The organism is Candidatus Arthromitus sp. SFB-mouse-NL (assembly GCF_000709435.1).
Lineage (GTDB): Bacteria > Bacillota > Clostridia > Clostridiales > Clostridiaceae > Dwaynesavagella.
In genome coordinates, this window is sequence record NZ_CP008713.1 from 114,814 (window position 1) to 129,836 (window position 15,023).

Sequence of the window (15,023 nt, forward strand, 5' to 3'; positions counted from 1 at the left end):
AATGAAAACCGCTCGATTAATTAAGCGAGCGGTTTTTAAAATCTTCTACGTAGTTCTATAACTTTACCAATTATATGTATGGGTTTATCTGCAATGTCATTTTTATCATAGTACATAGGCTCATATTTTAAATTTAGAGACACAAGGCTTATACCGTCCTTGTGTTTTATTATTTTTTTACATGTTGCCTCGTCACCATTAACGCAGACTATAGCTATGTCTCCAGAGTTAACGTCTTGTTGTTTACGGACTATTACGACATCTCCAGCATCCATTGTGGGAGACATAGAATCTCCTTTGATTTTCAAAGCAAAATAGTCACCTTGAGATGCAAGTTTAGGTGATATCTCTTCCCAACCGATAATTTCTTCAATCGCCGATATTGGGATACCCGCTATAACAGTACCTAGTATGGGTATTTTAATAGCTTTATTGGATTGATCAGATCTGGAATCATTTTTATATCTCCTTTTTGATTTAATTTTACAAAGAATTAGACATAAAAGTAAAGATAATAGTTTTATCTGACAAATTAATGGGCAATATAAGTTTAGAAATTGTAGTATATTTGGGTATAACTTGTTATAATTATTGGTGAAGAAGGAGATAATATGGGGGTGTTTAAAGATGGAAGAAAAAGAAAAGTTGCTTAAAAAATCTAAAGAAATTTTTAGCTTAGTTAGTTGTATGTATTGTTATTATAGTGGTCCTTATAAAATTGAAACTGTTTGCATTCTATTATGTAATGCTTGGGAATTAATGCTGAAAGCTTATATAATCGGTAAGAAGGGGAAAGAAGGAATAGTATATAAAAATAAACAGAATAAGGGTAGGACTATTGGATTAAATGAATGTATAAGTAAAGTATTTACGAATAAGCATGATATATTACGTAAACATTTGGAGTCTGTAATTAGATATAGAAATTCGGTTGTACATTATACAGTTGATAGTTTTGACTTATCTTTATACTCTAAAATAGAGTATTGTATAGTGAATTTTAAAGCGAAAATGTGTGAACTTCACAATGTTAATATGTCCGATATGATAGTTAACCAGGCTAATGAAGAAATCTTAAAAAATGATGTCGATTTGTATAAGTATAGTAAAAAGAGTTTGTGTAGGGAAATAAATAATGTATTGAAATCTTTGGGAATTGAGTTTAAAATCGATAGTCAAACCTTTGAATTGTTTGATAGGGTGTACGGAATTAAAGAAAATAAAGAGTATTGTCTTATAAGTAATGTTAATAACAGGCCATCTTATAGATATTCATCAAGAGTTTTAAATTTTATCGTAGGATTGATACAAAAAAATCCTAACAATATTAAAGAAGTCTTAAAGAATAAAATAAAAAAATAAGCTAACCCCAGGGGCAAAGGAATTCTTGGTTTAATTTATTAAATTAAACCTACTCCTATTTAGGAACCCAGCCTTATCCATCCCAAGTTAGCTTACATTTATATAATATGTACATATCGTGTATATTATTCATATACACTTACATTGTACAATAAGTAATTTATAAAATCAATATTTTGTAGGTAAAAATCTGTTTAACTAGGCTTATTTAAGTTGGTTATTTTACTCGGAAATATAAGTTTACATAGAATTTTTAGACGTTTCGCGAAGTTATATTAAAACTTGATTGTAGTAGAATAATTGGTATTGCTATTTATAGATGAATTATGTAGAATATTAGTGTTCGCAAAAATAGTATGTCTATTTATGATTAGCAGCTGTTTTTAAATTTAACGGTCGCACCTCACGCAGGTGCGTGGATTGAAATTTATTTGTGAATTATTTGATATAAGTCGCACCTCGTCGCACCTCACGCAGGTGCGTGGATTGAAATGATTCTATTTCCAATGTTAGGCATAAAAAAATTGTCGCACCTCACGCAGGTGCGTGGATTGAAATAATAATTAAATCTGATGTTGGTTTTCTGGTCCCGGTCGCACCTCACGCAGGTGCGTGGATTGAAATAAAGATAGACTAAAAGAATTACGTCTTTCAAACAGTCGCACCTCACGCAGGTGCGTGGATTGAAGGTGTCAGACATATAATAAAACCCCACTTGAAATTAATCAGGTGGGGTTTTAAAATCTCCGTCTAAGTTCTACGACCTTTCCGATTATGTGTATGGGTTTATCTGCAATGTCATTTTTATCGTAGTACATTGGTTCGTACTTTGAGTTTAATGATACGAGGCTTATACCGTCCTTGTGTTTTATTATTTTTTTACATGTTGCTTCATCGCCATTAACGCAAACTATAGCTATGTCTCCAGAGTTAACGTCTTGTTGTTTACGGACTATTACGACATCTCCAGCATCCATTGTGGGAGACATCGAATCACCCTTGATTACGAGAGCAAAATACTCTCCTTGAGATGCAAGCTTAGGTGATATTTCCTCCCATCCTATGATTTCCTCAATCGCCGATATGGGTATACCAGCTATAACCGTACCAAGTATGGGTATTTTTACGCAGGCTTGTACGTTTAGACCAAGACCATTTTTATATGATATTAATTTAGCTGAACTAATAACTTGTATAGGTTGCTGTGCATTGATAAATTCAATATGATCTTGATCATTTAATAGTACGGATTCGTTGATATCTAACGCTTGAGCAATTAATCTTATTTTAGATCGTGGTACATCATTGATACCTGTTTCGATCTTATTTATCGTAGATCTAGCTTTATAACCGCACCTTTTTGCCAATTCATCTTGCGACAATCCACGCATTAGTCTAATACGTTTGATTTTATCTCCTAGTTTCTTTTTTTCAATAATATTAGTATCCATATCTAAATTATAGTAAGCAAGATATTAAGCAGTCAACAAAAATTGATTTTTTTGTAAAAAAATGTTGACTTTACATAAACAAGGTGGTAAAGTGTGATTGTAGATTAATAATAAACATAATGGACATGGAGGTGAGCAAATGGATAATATAAGGCTAGTGGATTGTATACACAAATCAGGATTAAAACACAAATACATTGCAGGTCAACTGTCATTAAGTAAGCAGGGGTGGAGTAATAAAATCAACAATAGGACAGAGTTTAAGCTGTCAGAAATTAAAAGATTATGCGCATTGCTTAACCTTGATAGTAAGCAGAGAGATCATATTTTTTTTGAGGATTAAGTAGATTTAAAATATACAAAGTTATGATAAATTACAATAAATTATGTTAAGTAATGATAAGTAACAAAATAATAATGGCGTAAGGTTGGAAAAAGAAAAGGCAAGCCAATAACTAAGCTTACCTTCTGGTTGGATCATCTGACAAACCAAGTAAATAGTCTGTGGATACGTTAAAATATTTTGCTAATTTAAAAAGATTTGAGGCTTTAGGCTCAATATCACCGTTTTCATAGCGTTGATAAGTTCTTTCATTTATATCTACATCTTTAGCTACTTTAGATTGTGTCAAGTGTAGAGTATTTCTCATTTCTCTTAATCGTTTTTGTAAAATCATACAAAAATTCTCCTAAAAAATTTTATATAAATACTTGACACGGCAAAAAAGACCTGTTAATATGGCTTCATAAACATAAGGCAAATTTGCCGTATACAAAATAAGAAAGGAGGGCAGAATGATCAATAAGTTAAAAAAATTGAGATTGAATGCTGGATTAACTCAAAATTATATTTCTCATAAAGTGGGTTTACACCCACGTAACTATCAGAAAATAGAACAAGGTAAACATCTACCAAGAGTGGATAGAGCATTAGCTATAGCAAAAGCATTAAACACCACGGTGGAAGAACTATTTAGTAATGATAAATTACGTTAAGTAATGATAAGTAACATAATAACATAAAAAGGAGATTGAGACAAATGGCAAATGATATTTTATACACTGTACCCGAGGTATCAAAATTGATTAAAACCAATCCATCTTATGTTTACACATTAATAAGATTAGGATTACTACCAGCGCTAAAACTTGGGAGTTTAAAAGTAAGGAGGACAAGCCTATTAGATTTTTTAGAAAGGTTTGAAGGCAAGGATTTAACAGATTTGGAACATATAAGAGATTTAGAAACAGGAGTGTAAAAGTATGATAAGAAAACAAATAGAATCTTTAATTGGACAAGTTGATGATAGGACTTATGCCGAGGCTCTGAAAATGACCGAGGCAGATATTAAAGCTAATAGGTTAAGCTTTAATCTGAAAACACAAATAGAAGACTTTATTTTAATCCTTATTAACTCTATTAAGATAATAAGGAGAAAATAAAATCTCCAAATAAATAAAAAGCAATTGCATTATATCAAATATTTAATAATAAGAAAAGTTTTTTAACAAATAAAAATGTATGAGGTATGGATCCGTTAACTGATGAGTTGGTAATAGCTTATAGTGTACAACCAAACGATACAGAGGTAAAAATAGTCAAACTAAAACTAGAAGAATGGGACAAGGATGAATTAAAAGATATACTTGCGGGGGATTTTGTAACCTTTGAGACGTTAGAGGTAGTCACACCAGAGGAACTATCAGATGTAGCATCTGATTGGATAAGCTTTAATGATGATCTGACAGATGATGAGTTTATAGATTCTTGTGTAAAAAATATAACTAAACAGTAATGGAGGACTGAAATTTATGATATTAACTTTTAAGCTAGATTCTAATGATACTAACGGGATTAAAAAATTAATCGCTCTTTGTGAAAATTTACTAAGTTTTGAAGAAACAGCTACCCCGGAACTTGAATTTGTTAGGGAAGAACCTAAAACAGATATTAAAATTGATGACTTGAGGAATGCATTAATAAAGTTAGCAAAGGATAAAGGGAAAGAAACTGCCAAAGATTTACTAAATGAATTTAATGTTGAAAAACTTACAGATGTAAATACATCTGACTATGATAGATTATTACAGCGTATACGTGAGGTGCAATAATGTTACATGCTAAATTATCAGCAAGTGGTGCTAAAAAGTGGATCAATTGTCCTTTATCAGTAGTGCTGGAAAGTAAGATGCTGAATGAAGAAACACCATATGCAAAAGAAGGAACTTTAGCCCACGAATTAAGTGAATTAAAGCTTAGAAGGGAATTAAATCTAATAGGTAAAGAGTCTTATGATACCGAAGTTAGTAAACTTGATTATGATGATGAGATGGACAAGTATACAGATTATTACTGTGATGTAGTGATGGAGATTGTAAATAAATATGATCGCAATTATAGCACGGTCAGACTAGAGGAAAAGGTCGATTTTAGTCCATGGGTGCCAGAGGGATTTGGGACATCTGATGTAATCATTATATCGGATAACACCGCGGAAGTAGTTGATCTCAAATATGGTAAAGGTGTTAAAGTATCTGCAGATAACAACCCTCAATTAATGCTCTATGCACTAGGTGTATTAAACGATTACAATTATATTTGTGATATTAAAGAGGTTAATTTAACAATTGTACAACCTAGGCTGGATAGTATATCTAGTTTTAAGATAAATGTTTATGATCTGCTTGAGTGGGGTGAGGACATAAGAGTTAAAGCATTAAAAGCTTTTAACGGTGATGGTGATTGTGTAGTAGGGAAGCATTGTGATGAAGGATTTTGTAGAGCTCGCCCTATATGCAAGGCTTATGCTGATGAGAGGTTAAAGATAGCTAAATATGATTTTAGAGATCCGGCGGAATTAAGTTCTGATGATATAGCAGATATCCTCGGGACTGTAGATGAGCTAGTTAGATGGAGTAAAACAATTAAAGAATATGCTTTAACTAAGGCTTTAAGCGGTGAGGAGTATAAGGGATTCAAACTGGTTGAGGGGAGGAGTAATAGAGCCTTTAATATAGATGACTCAGAAGTGATTGAGATTTTAAAAGGTGGAGGTTTTAAAGAATCTGAGGTTTGTGAGACAACTCTTAAGAGTCTAAGTAGTCTCGAAAAAATGATAGGTAAAAAGAATTTCAAAACTATGCTGGGCAGTCATGTTATTAAACCTATGGGCAAACCTACCCTAGTACCAATAGATGATGTAAGACCTGTATACAATAGTGCAGTTAACGATTTTAATAACATTTAATAAGGAGAGTAAGACATGGAAAATTTGAATACAAAAGTAATCACAGGGAAAGTAAGATTTAGTTATGCAAATGTATGGGAGCCAAAAAGTATAAACGGAAGTAATCCTAAATATTCAATATCTTTACTAATTCCAAAATCGGATACCCAAACATTAAATAATATAAAACAGGCAATTGAAAATGCTAAAAAAATAGGTTTGAGTGTTTTTAATGGTAAAGTGCCAGCAAATCTTAAAACACCACTAAGAGATGGAGATATTGAAAAACCAGATGATGAGATTTATGCAGGTTGTTATTTTGTAAATGCAAATAGCGTTAATAAACCAGGTATGCTGGATAAATATAAAAATCCAATTACTAACCCAGAGGATTTCTATAGTGGCTGTTATGGATATGCATCAATCAATTTTTACGCTTTTAATACTAATGGTAATAAAGGAATAGCTTGCGGACTTAACAATCTCATGAAGATAGAGGATGGGGAACCATTAGGAGGACGAGTAAGTGCTGAGATAGATTTTGAGGGAATTGATGTAGCAACTTTAAACGCAGAAATGGATGAGATATTCGGATAATGAGAACACTCGCGATAGACATTGAAACTTATAGCGATATAGATATTAAAAAAGCAGGGGTCTATGCTTACGCAGGATCTACTGCTTTTACTATACTCTTATTTGCCTATAAATATGATGGCGACGAAGTAAAACTAATTGATTTAACAGAGACAAAAACATTACCTCAAAGTGTTATAGCTGATCTTATTAATCCTAATATTATTAAGACATCATATAATGCAAATTTTGAGAGGGTATGTTTATCTAAATTTTTAAATATTAAATTACCAATTGATGAGTGGAGATGTACAGCAGTGCAAGCATCAATGTTAGGATTACCTAACAATTTAAAAGATGTAGCTAAGGTATTAAATCTAGATGATCAAAAGGATGCTAAAGGTACAAGACTTATAAATTATTTTTCCACGCCTTATAAAGGGCAAAGACGTATGCCTAGTGAGGATATTATAAAGTGGGAGGAATTTAAAAGTTATTGTATCCAGGACGTAAAAGTGGAGTCTGCAATAAGAGATAGATTAAGTAAGTATCCAATATCAGACTCGGAGCAAGAGTTATACATAATAGATCAGATTATTAATGACAGAGGTATCAAGGTGGATGAGGTTTTTGTGGATAATGCCATAAGATTTGATGCAATCCACACAGACATATGTAAGCAAGCTTTTAATGAGTTAACTGGAGGAGTTAATCCTAAGTCAAGCACTCAAATCAAAGAGTATTTAATTAATAGAGGTCTTAAAGTATCAAACGTTGATAAATCGACTATAGCCGATATCATAAAAGATACAGATGATGCAGAGTTAAAACAAATACTTGATTTAAAACTAAAGCTTGGTAAGACATCAGTTAAAAAGTACGAGGCTATGAAAAGATGTACTTGTAGCGATGGGCGTATAAGAGGCTTATTACAGTTCTACGGAGCAAATCGTACAGGTAGATGGGCAGGGAGATTAGTACAAGTACACAACTTACCACAAAATCATTTAGATAATTTAAAAGAGGTTAGAAGTTTAATAGTTAATGGGGATTATGATCTGTTAGAGATGCTCTACGATAACATACCTGCTGTATTATCTCAACTTATAAGGACAGCTTTTATTCCAAGTGAGGGGAAAAAGTTTATAGTGTGCGATTTTTCTGCGATTGAAGCTAGAGTAATAGCTTATTTAGCCGATGAAAAATGGAGGATAGAAGTATTTGAAACTCACGGGAAAATATATGAAGCCTCAGCATCTCAAATGTTTAAAGTACCACTAGAATCTATAAATAAATCCAGTCCACTCAGGCAAAAAGGAAAAATTGCTGAGCTTGCACTCGGTTACGGTGGTAGCGTTGGAGCATTAAAGCAAATGGGAGCTATTAACATGGGATTAGATGAAGATGAACTTCAAGGACTTGTTGATAGTTGGAGATCAGCTAACCCTAATATAACCAGATTTTGGAAAACTGTTGAAAAATCTGCAATAAACGCTGTTAAAGGCATAGCGTCTATCATAGATAAAGGTATAAAATTTAAGAGAGAGGATGGGATATTATTTATAACCCTTCCATCTGGTAGGAGATTAGCATATGTAAAACCCCGAATTGTATTAAATAGGTTTGGCAGTGAATCTATAGCTTATAATGGGGTAAATGGAACAACCAAAGTTTGGGAAGAGATCGAAACCTACGGGGGAAAGCTTGTTGAAAATATTGTACAAGCTGTGGCAAGAGATTGCTTAGCAGAGAGTATTAAAAGATTACATAAGAGAGGGTATAGGATAATATTCCACGTGCATGATGAGGTTATCCTCGAATCTGATAAAGATATTAAAGTTGAAGATATAGAGAGTATTATGGCTGAGCCTATTAAGTGGGCAGAAGGTTTAAATTTAAGTGCTGCTGGATTCGAAGCAGATTTTTATAAAAAAGATTAATGAGGTGTTGTTTATATGATTATGTATGTTGCTAATAGCAGAAAAAATAAATTTTGGACTAAAGTGGAGTTAACTTGGGATGATTTTGTAGAGAATCTTAGGAAACCAATCAGAACAGATGAAACACAAGAAGAATATTTCAGTATGCCTAAGGATAAACAAGATGATATTAAAGATGTTGGTGGGTTTGTTGGAGGTGAATTAAAAAAGGGGTTACGTAGATCAGGTAATGTAATAAACAGATGTTTATTAACATTAGACGCTGACTATGCAACCCAAGACTCAATAAAATATTTGGACGAATGTGCAGATTTTAGTTACTGCCTATACTCGACGCATAAGCACACGAGGGATAATCCTCGCTACAGATTAATTATACCACTTTCTCGGCCGTGTGTCACGGATGAATATGAAGCTATAGGAAGAAAAGTCGCTAGCCAATTAGGGATTGATATGTTTGACGATACAACATATCAACCACATAGACTTATGTATTATCCGAGTGTTAGTAAAGATGGGGAGTATGTATTTAAACATAAAAACGGAACCTTTTTAGATGTAGATAAGACATTAAAATTATACGGTATTAGTTGGAAGAATAGAGCTAATTGGCCAGTATCTGACAGGGAACAAACAAAAATAAGAGTGTCTAAAAATAAGCAGCAAGACCCGCGAGAAAAAGAAGGATTAATAGGAGCTTTCTGCAGAGCTTACAACGTGCATGAGGTAATCGAAGAATATTTATCAGACGTCTATAAAGAGTGTGGGAATGATAGATATACATATCGCAAGGGTAGTACATATGGAGGGGTGCTGGTATATGATGATGGATTATTCACATACTCAAATCATGCGACTGATCCAACATGTGGCAGATTGTGCAACGCTTTTGATTTAGTTCGTATCCATATTTTTGGACATTTGGACGAGGGATTTAAACAAACGATAAATGTAAAGTATCTGCCTTCTTTTAAAGCTATGAACTATTTGGCGTACAAAAATAAAAAAATAGACCCAAGAGAAGTAGAAAGTTTTAAAAAATACAAGGGTAAACTTAAAAAGCGCGAGGAACATATAGCTATAAAGTATGGAGATCATGTCATGATATTCGAGGGAGCTGGTAACGGAGCATGTAACACGAAAGAATGCGGGTTTGAAGTACTTAGAAATACCGTTACTAGCTATGCAGAAAAGCATAAAAAACAAGAAAAAATAAGACCTGATGAATTATGGAAAAATGAATTAAAATACAACAAGAAAAGAATAATTATGCATTCTATTGATAATATTGAACTTATCTTGTCTAACGATGAAAATTTGAAAAATAAATTTGCGTTAGATACTTTTGATAGTAAGATTTGGATCTATGGGGAGTTACCTTGGGATAGAAAACATAAGACTAAGAGACAATGGGAAGATTTTGACGATGCGGGATTGAGAGCGTATCTCGAAAAGAATTATGGTATAAATCACCGCAATAATACTTATGATGCGTGGGAAGTAGTTGTAAGAAAAAATAAATATAACTCAGTCGCAAAGTATTTAATATCTCTAAGGCATGATGGGATCAAGCGTTTAGATACACTGTTTATTGATTACTTGGGTGTTGAAGATAATATATATTCAAGATCCGTAACACGTAAATCACTCGTTGGAGCTGTTGCTAGAGTATTTGAGCCAGGTATAAAGTTGGATACGAGTATAGTACTTGTAGGAGACCAAGGTGTTGGTAAAAGTCAGATAATTAATAGGTTAGGCAAAGAATGGTATAGTGACAGCATAACGACACTTAAAGGGCGAGAGGCATGTGAGCAGATACAAGGATTTTGGATAATAGAAATCGCCGAACTTGCAGCTATGGCAAGGACGGAAATAGAAACCATAAAACAATTTATGACAAAACAAGAGGATACGTATAGAAGTGCTTACGCGAGAAATGTAAAGAGCCATAAAAGGCAGTGTATTTTTATCTGTACTACCAACAACCACGATTGTCTAAGAGATACGACAGGTAATAGAAGATTCTTGCCACTAGATGTTGATGCTAACAAAGCTACAAAGAATATATGGAAAGAATTAAACTCTTACGAAGTAGATCAAATATGGGCGGAGGCAGTTAAATATTATAAGGCTGGCGAATCATTAATATTGGATAAAGAGGCTAGTGACCTAGCAAAACAGCAGCAAGAAAATCACACAAAACACAATCCACTTGAAGGTATTATAAATGAGTATTTAGACATGCCTGTACCAGAAGATTGGTACGATAAGGACGTATTTGAGAGGATCAATTACATTCGAAATGAGAATAAATCAGGAAAACCACGAGATAAAATAAGTGTTATCGAAGTGTGGTGCGAATTACTCGAGGGGGACAAAAAGGATTTAGATCAACGCAAAAGTCGTGAAATAACAACCCTGATACTTAAGAGTGGTGAGTGGGAGCGGATAAAAACACCTCGTAATTTTGGATATTTATACGGAAATCAAAGAGGGTTTAAAAGAAAAAATTTAGCTTGAAAAACTACAAACACTACAATGTTAGCTACGGTTTGATTTAAAACTGTAGCAACCCTTAACCTTTAAAATATAAGACTTATAACTATATTAACTACAATAACTACAATACTATATATAAAAGAGTAAAATAATAAAAAATATAAGGGTATATAGATATACAGATATATATTTTTATATAACTATATAGGAAATTGGGTAGAAGTTGTAGTTTGTAGTTATTAAAACCTTAAAAGTAGATAATATCTAGGTTTGGTAAAACTACACTTTTGATGGATAAATTTAATGGAGTTTTTATGTTGGAAAAAACAATAGAGAATTACTTTAAAACTAAAACTGAATCTAATGGAGGTTTGTGTATAAAACTAACAGGGTTTGTCGGGATTCCGGATAGATTAATTCTTTTACCGGGAGGCAGAATGTTTTTTGTAGAGTTTAAACAAAAAGGTAAAAAACCTCGTAAGATTCAAAGTTTTATACATGATAAATTAAGGAGTTTAGGTTTTAGAGTTTATGTTATAGATAATAAGGACAAAATAGAGGAGGTTTGCGGGGAGTGGAATTTAGACCTCACAAATACCAAGAAGAAGCAATTAACAAGATAATCGAGATTGATAGATGCGGTTTATTTTTAGATATGGGATTGGGTAAAACGGTTATAACTCTAACAGCTATTAATGATTTAATGTTTAATCGCTTTGAAGTCAATAAGGTTGTAATAATAGCGCCTTTAAAAGTAGCAGAAGATACATGGGTTAAAGAGTTATCTAAGTGGGATCATTTAACTAATTTAAGCATGTCTCTTGTATTAGGAGATAAGAATAAGAGGATTAAGGCATTAGAGACACAAGCAGATATATATGTGATCAATAGGGAGAATGTGTCTTGGCTTGTTACATATTTAGGTAGAGATTGGGATTTTGACATGGTGGTTATTGATGAGTTATCCAGTTTTAAAAATCCATCTGCTAGTAGATTTAAGTCTCTTAAGAAAGTTATAGGTAAAAGTTCCAGGGTTGTGGGGTTGACGGGTACACCTAACCCTAATGGGTACATAGACCTTTGGAGTCAGATATACCTACTTGATAGTGGTGAGAGACTTGGTAAGACCTTGACTAGATTTAGGGATACTTATTTTGTACCTGATAAGAGAGATAGTTATAGGATATTTACCTATAAATTAAAATCTGGAGCGGATAAATTGATTAATAAAGAAATATCTGACATTTGTATAAGCATGAAGGCTGATGATTATTTGGATCTACCAGATAAGATATTTGTTAATCACGAAATAAGTTTAGAAAATAGGCGGTCTTATGATGAATTAGAGAAAGAATTTTATTTTGAGTTTGATAAAGGATCTGAAGTTACAGCTGCATCTAAGTCAGTTTTAATTAATAAGTTATTGCAGTTATGTAATGGTGCAGTTTATACGGATGGAGATAAATATCAGGTAGTGCGTGATGATAAATTGGACAAGTTGGAGGAGATAGTTGAGAGTACTCTAGATAGTCCTATTTTATGTTTTTATCAGTATAAGCATGATCTGGATAGGATAATAAATAGATTTGATTTTGCAAAAGAGTTATCACAAGATAATATCGATGCTTGGAATAAGGGTAAAATTAAATTACTACTTACCCATCCAGCGTCTAGTGCATATGGACTTAATCTACAAGATGGCGGCAATGTTATTGTGTGGTTTGGACTACCTTGGAATCTAGAGCTATACCAACAAGCTAATGCCAGATTACACAGACAAGGACAAAAGCATAATGTGTTTATACATCATTTGATATGTGAAAATACTGTTGAGGAAAGGGTGCTAGAAACGTTACAGCGTAAAGGTAAGGTGCAAGATGAGTTATTGGATTACTTAGCTTTTAAATATAGATAAGGAGTGTTTGATTTGGGATCAATTAAAGATTTGTTAGAGCATATAAGATTTGCGGATCTAGAGATAAAGAGTTTGATGACTTTGAAGGATAGATTAGGAGCGAGGGCTCTAGCTATAACATCAAACATTTCTGAGAGAGTTAGCGGTAGTAAGGATATAGATGGTGTCTATAGTATTGTGGATGGGTATGTAGATTTAGAAAAAGTTATAATTGATAAATCTAAAGGATTGTTAGAGGCTAAGAAAAAAGCTTTTGCCCTTATTAATGATTTGGATGATAATATGCATAGAATAGTCTTAATTGAGCGTTATTTCAATTCTGAGCCTTGGAAATCTATAGCTATACATATTAGTCGAAGTGAGAAAAGAACTCGTCAGATCCATGATAAAGCGATTAAATTATGTGAGATAAGGAGAGAGACTGATGTACGATTATGATAAATTGATAGATTTGGTAGTTGAAAAGCGAAAAGAGAAGGGTTGGTATCAGTATGATTTAGCTAATGCAGTTTATATGAATGCTAGGATTATATCTAGGATTGAGAGTAAGCGGAATGTGGTTAAGTTAGATACGTTTTTATTAATGCTTGAAGCTTTAGATTGTGAAATTGAGATACGACCTAAGAAGTTGAAAAATTAATATTTTGGTAGTAAAAACGAGAGCCTTTTAGGTTCTCTTTTTTTATATTTTTTAAAAACACTTCCGTAAATTTCCTAAAAGTTCCGTAGATTTCCCATCATTTCCATCTTGCGTTGTGAGATAATTAGAATGTAAAAATTTAATAATTTAACTAACCTAGATGTAAATTAATTGTCATTTTAAAATATAAATAAAAATTTTTAAAATGAGTATTGACATAATCGGCATTATATGATATACTTATTATATAAGGAGGGAGGAAATTAATGAATTTTAGACAAGTTGAAAAAATATTAAAAGAAAATGGATGGATAGAAAAGAATTCTAAAGGTTCACATTTTCATTATATACATCCCATGAAAAAAGGAAAAATTACAATACCTAAACATACTAATAAAGATATAGATATTAAAACATTAAAATCTATTTTTAAATATGCAGGAATTGAAGTGAGATTAAAATAGATTTAAAGATACTTAGGAGTTAATCTCCTAAGTATCCCAAAACAAATAAATATTTTTTCAATGATTTAAATTTATATTAGATCTTATAAAGTTTATTAATTTTCTCTTAGGTTCAAAGAAGGGAAGTTTTAAAATGTTAGTTTCATATCCAGCCGTATTTTATAAACTTGAAGATGGAGCTTATAGTGTAACATTTCCTGATTTTAGAGTAACAACACATGGAAAGGATTTGGAAGATGCAACAAGGATGGCTATTGATTGTTTAGCGGGAGAAATTAGGTGGTGTAAGGAACAAAATCAAGAAATACCGAAACCAACACTTGATTTAAATTTGGTTGAGGTTGATGAAAAAACAGAAGGAGATTATGTAGAAGCTATTAAACAAATAGTAACAGTTGATGCAGATGATTATGCTAAAAAGCATTTTGATAAATCTGTTAAAAAGAATTTAACAATACCTAAATGGATGAATGACGAGGCTTTAGAATTAGGAATAAATTTTTCTAAAGTGTTACAAAATGCATTATTAGATGAAATAAATCGTGCTAAAGACAAGATGTATGGAATTAATAAAGAGTAAATATTTAAATAGTTGTTGTAAGTTTTGCAACAACTATTTTTATTTCAACATTTGGAAGGAAATATAAAATGATTAATATAGATAGAAATAACAATATGTATGATTATATTTTGACATCGAATCATTATTCGGGAGATGTTGAAACGATATATTTTATAAAAGATAAATTAACAAGAAATCAATTTGAGGGATATTTAATTGGTAATGCAATTAAATATCTCAGTAGATACAATAGTAAGGGTGGAGAAATTAAAGATATTAAAAAGGCAGTAACATATTTAACTTGGATGGTTGATCATAAAAATGAAAAAGTTATGTAAATAGATTTATGTTATTGGTGGTAATTAACAACAAGGTATACTTAATTTT

At 32.2% G+C, this 15,023-nt stretch carries 21 protein-coding genes and 1 CRISPR repeat array; of the genes, 18 read left to right on the forward strand and 3 right to left on the reverse strand.

The genetic code is table 11. The features are described 5' to 3' along the window. Nucleotides 1-35 precede the first annotated feature (35 nt). Nucleotides 36-689, reverse strand: a complete 654-nt coding sequence (locus SFBMNL_RS08540) for a LexA family protein (protein ID WP_369751272.1) — start codon at nt 687-689, stop codon at nt 36-38. On the opposite strand from SFBMNL_RS08540, the gene SFBMNL_RS00530 reads away from it, so the two are divergent. Next, entirely contained in the window at nt 628-1,362 is a 735-nt protein-coding gene (locus SFBMNL_RS00530; RefSeq protein WP_005807572.1) for a DUF3644 domain-containing protein, read from the forward strand. The genes SFBMNL_RS08540 and SFBMNL_RS00530 overlap by 62 nt on opposite strands. Before the next feature lie 395 nt (nt 1,363-1,757). Beyond that, nucleotides 1,758-2,052: direct repeats of the CRISPR family, unit length 32 nt; unit sequence GTCGCACCTCACGCAGGTGCGTGGATTGAAAT. Between the two features lie 47 nt (nt 2,053-2,099). On the opposite strand, the gene SFBMNL_RS08135 is transcribed toward SFBMNL_RS00530, so the two are convergent. Then, nucleotides 2,100-2,813 carry a helix-turn-helix domain-containing protein gene (locus SFBMNL_RS08135; protein ID WP_081832567.1) on the reverse strand — a complete coding sequence of 238 codons (714 nt, stop codon included), beginning with the start codon at nt 2,811-2,813 and terminating at the stop codon, nt 2,100-2,102. 139 nt (nt 2,814-2,952) lie between these two features. Here SFBMNL_RS08135 and SFBMNL_RS00545 point away from each other — a divergent pair, with 139 nt between their 5' ends. After that, entirely contained in the window at nt 2,953-3,156 is a 204-nt protein-coding gene (locus SFBMNL_RS00545) for a DUF739 family protein (RefSeq protein WP_042293990.1), read from the forward strand. Between the two features lie 118 nt (nt 3,157-3,274). On the opposite strand, the gene SFBMNL_RS00550 is transcribed toward SFBMNL_RS00545, so the two are convergent. Then, a complete protein-coding gene (locus SFBMNL_RS00550; RefSeq protein ID WP_005807562.1) occupies nt 3,275-3,490 on the reverse strand; it encodes a helix-turn-helix domain-containing protein in 216 nt (71 codons plus the stop codon). Nucleotides 3,491-3,608: 118 nt separating this feature from the next. Here SFBMNL_RS00550 and SFBMNL_RS00555 point away from each other — a divergent pair, with 118 nt between their 5' ends. The 16 genes from SFBMNL_RS00555 to SFBMNL_RS00630 all read left to right on the forward strand — a co-directional run bounded on the left by SFBMNL_RS00555 (nt 3,609) and on the right by SFBMNL_RS00630 (nt 14,974). Beyond that, entirely contained in the window at nt 3,609-3,809 is a 201-nt protein-coding gene (locus SFBMNL_RS00555) for a helix-turn-helix transcriptional regulator (RefSeq protein WP_042293992.1), read from the forward strand. 44 nt (nt 3,810-3,853) lie between these two features. After that, nucleotides 3,854-4,072: a helix-turn-helix domain-containing protein gene (locus SFBMNL_RS00560; protein WP_005807558.1), complete on the forward strand. Its 219-nt coding sequence runs from the start codon at nt 3,854-3,856 to the stop codon at nt 4,070-4,072. A gap of 4 nt (nt 4,073-4,076) precedes the next feature. Then, entirely contained in the window at nt 4,077-4,256 is a 180-nt protein-coding gene (locus SFBMNL_RS00565; protein ID WP_005807556.1) for a hypothetical protein, read from the forward strand. 86 nt (nt 4,257-4,342) lie between these two features. Next, nucleotides 4,343-4,609, forward strand: a complete 267-nt coding sequence (locus tag SFBMNL_RS00570; protein WP_042293996.1) for a hypothetical protein — start codon at nt 4,343-4,345, stop codon at nt 4,607-4,609. 16 nt (nt 4,610-4,625) lie between these two features. After that, nucleotides 4,626-4,925 carry a hypothetical protein gene (locus SFBMNL_RS00575; protein WP_042293999.1) on the forward strand — a complete coding sequence of 100 codons (300 nt, stop codon included), beginning with the start codon at nt 4,626-4,628 and terminating at the stop codon, nt 4,923-4,925. Then, complete coding sequence (locus SFBMNL_RS00580; protein ID WP_042294001.1) at nt 4,925-6,061, forward strand: DUF2800 domain-containing protein; 1,137 nt, start codon at nt 4,925-4,927, stop codon at nt 6,059-6,061. Before SFBMNL_RS00575 ends, SFBMNL_RS00580 begins: the two co-directional genes overlap by 1 nt. A 15-nt stretch (nt 6,062-6,076) precedes the next feature. Further along, on the forward strand, nt 6,077-6,637 hold the full coding sequence (locus SFBMNL_RS00585; protein ID WP_042294002.1) for a DUF2815 family protein: 561 nt from the start codon (nt 6,077-6,079) through the stop codon (nt 6,635-6,637). After that, nucleotides 6,637-8,556, forward strand: a complete 1,920-nt coding sequence (locus SFBMNL_RS00590; protein WP_042294004.1) for a DNA polymerase — start codon at nt 6,637-6,639, stop codon at nt 8,554-8,556. Before SFBMNL_RS00585 ends, SFBMNL_RS00590 begins: the two co-directional genes overlap by 1 nt. Before the next feature lie 15 nt (nt 8,557-8,571). Further along, nucleotides 8,572-11,076 (forward strand): virulence-associated E family protein, encoded by a 2,505-nt coding sequence (locus SFBMNL_RS00595; RefSeq protein WP_042294005.1) that lies wholly within the window; start codon nt 8,572-8,574, stop codon nt 11,074-11,076. A gap of 269 nt (nt 11,077-11,345) precedes the next feature. Next, entirely contained in the window at nt 11,346-11,678 is a 333-nt protein-coding gene (locus SFBMNL_RS00600) for a VRR-NUC domain-containing protein (protein ID WP_369751270.1), read from the forward strand. Then, nucleotides 11,630-12,970 carry an SNF2-related protein gene (locus SFBMNL_RS00605; RefSeq protein ID WP_042294010.1) on the forward strand — a complete coding sequence of 447 codons (1,341 nt, stop codon included), beginning with the start codon at nt 11,630-11,632 and terminating at the stop codon, nt 12,968-12,970. Before SFBMNL_RS00600 ends, SFBMNL_RS00605 begins: the two co-directional genes overlap by 49 nt. A gap of 3 nt (nt 12,971-12,973) precedes the next feature. After that, a complete protein-coding gene (locus tag SFBMNL_RS00610; RefSeq protein WP_242838768.1) occupies nt 12,974-13,408 on the forward strand; it encodes a hypothetical protein in 435 nt (144 codons plus the stop codon). Continuing rightward, nucleotides 13,395-13,610, forward strand: coding sequence for a helix-turn-helix domain-containing protein (locus tag SFBMNL_RS00615; protein WP_042294014.1), 216 nt, complete (start codon nt 13,395-13,397; stop codon nt 13,608-13,610). Before SFBMNL_RS00610 ends, SFBMNL_RS00615 begins: the two co-directional genes overlap by 14 nt. 266 nt (nt 13,611-13,876) lie before the next feature. Then, nucleotides 13,877-14,074 (forward strand): type II toxin-antitoxin system HicA family toxin, encoded by a 198-nt coding sequence (locus SFBMNL_RS00620; RefSeq protein WP_042294019.1) that lies wholly within the window; start codon nt 13,877-13,879, stop codon nt 14,072-14,074. 133 nt (nt 14,075-14,207) lie between these two features. Further along, nucleotides 14,208-14,654: a type II toxin-antitoxin system HicB family antitoxin gene (locus SFBMNL_RS00625; protein WP_042294021.1), complete on the forward strand. Its 447-nt coding sequence runs from the start codon at nt 14,208-14,210 to the stop codon at nt 14,652-14,654. Between the two features lie 68 nt (nt 14,655-14,722). Then, nucleotides 14,723-14,974, forward strand: a complete 252-nt coding sequence (locus SFBMNL_RS00630; RefSeq protein WP_052341878.1) for a DUF3310 domain-containing protein — start codon at nt 14,723-14,725, stop codon at nt 14,972-14,974. Nucleotides 14,975-15,023: the final 49 nt, after the last annotated feature.

Bases quoted from the DNA above. Each gene is read 5' to 3' on its own strand.
- SFBMNL_RS00530 (WP_005807572.1), top strand. From the start codon at position 628: ATGGAAGAAAAAGAAAAGTTGCTTAAAAAATCTAAAGAAATTTTTAGC.
- SFBMNL_RS08135 (WP_081832567.1), bottom strand. From the start codon at position 2,813: ATGGATACTAATATTATTGAAAAAAAGAAACTAGGAGATAAAATCAAA.
- SFBMNL_RS00545 (WP_042293990.1), top strand. From the start codon at position 2,953: ATGGATAATATAAGGCTAGTGGATTGTATACACAAATCAGGATTAAAA.
- SFBMNL_RS00550 (WP_005807562.1), bottom strand. From the start codon at position 3,490: ATGATTTTACAAAAACGATTAAGAGAAATGAGAAATACTCTACACTTG.
- SFBMNL_RS00555 (WP_042293992.1), top strand. From the start codon at position 3,609: ATGATCAATAAGTTAAAAAAATTGAGATTGAATGCTGGATTAACTCAA.
- SFBMNL_RS00560 (WP_005807558.1), top strand. From the start codon at position 3,854: ATGGCAAATGATATTTTATACACTGTACCCGAGGTATCAAAATTGATT.
- SFBMNL_RS00565 (WP_005807556.1), top strand. From the start codon at position 4,077: ATGATAAGAAAACAAATAGAATCTTTAATTGGACAAGTTGATGATAGG.
- SFBMNL_RS00570 (WP_042293996.1), top strand. From the start codon at position 4,343: ATGGATCCGTTAACTGATGAGTTGGTAATAGCTTATAGTGTACAACCA.
- SFBMNL_RS00575 (WP_042293999.1), top strand. From the start codon at position 4,626: ATGATATTAACTTTTAAGCTAGATTCTAATGATACTAACGGGATTAAA.
- SFBMNL_RS00580 (WP_042294001.1), top strand. From the start codon at position 4,925: ATGTTACATGCTAAATTATCAGCAAGTGGTGCTAAAAAGTGGATCAAT.
- SFBMNL_RS00585 (WP_042294002.1), top strand. From the start codon at position 6,077: ATGGAAAATTTGAATACAAAAGTAATCACAGGGAAAGTAAGATTTAGT.
- SFBMNL_RS00590 (WP_042294004.1), top strand. From the start codon at position 6,637: ATGAGAACACTCGCGATAGACATTGAAACTTATAGCGATATAGATATT.
- SFBMNL_RS00595 (WP_042294005.1), top strand. From the start codon at position 8,572: ATGATTATGTATGTTGCTAATAGCAGAAAAAATAAATTTTGGACTAAA.
- SFBMNL_RS00600 (WP_369751270.1), top strand. From the start codon at position 11,346: ATGGATAAATTTAATGGAGTTTTTATGTTGGAAAAAACAATAGAGAAT.
- SFBMNL_RS00615 (WP_042294014.1), top strand. From the start codon at position 13,395: ATGTACGATTATGATAAATTGATAGATTTGGTAGTTGAAAAGCGAAAA.
- SFBMNL_RS00620 (WP_042294019.1), top strand. From the start codon at position 13,877: ATGAATTTTAGACAAGTTGAAAAAATATTAAAAGAAAATGGATGGATA.
- SFBMNL_RS00625 (WP_042294021.1), top strand. From the start codon at position 14,208: ATGTTAGTTTCATATCCAGCCGTATTTTATAAACTTGAAGATGGAGCT.
- SFBMNL_RS00630 (WP_052341878.1), top strand. From the start codon at position 14,723: ATGATTAATATAGATAGAAATAACAATATGTATGATTATATTTTGACA.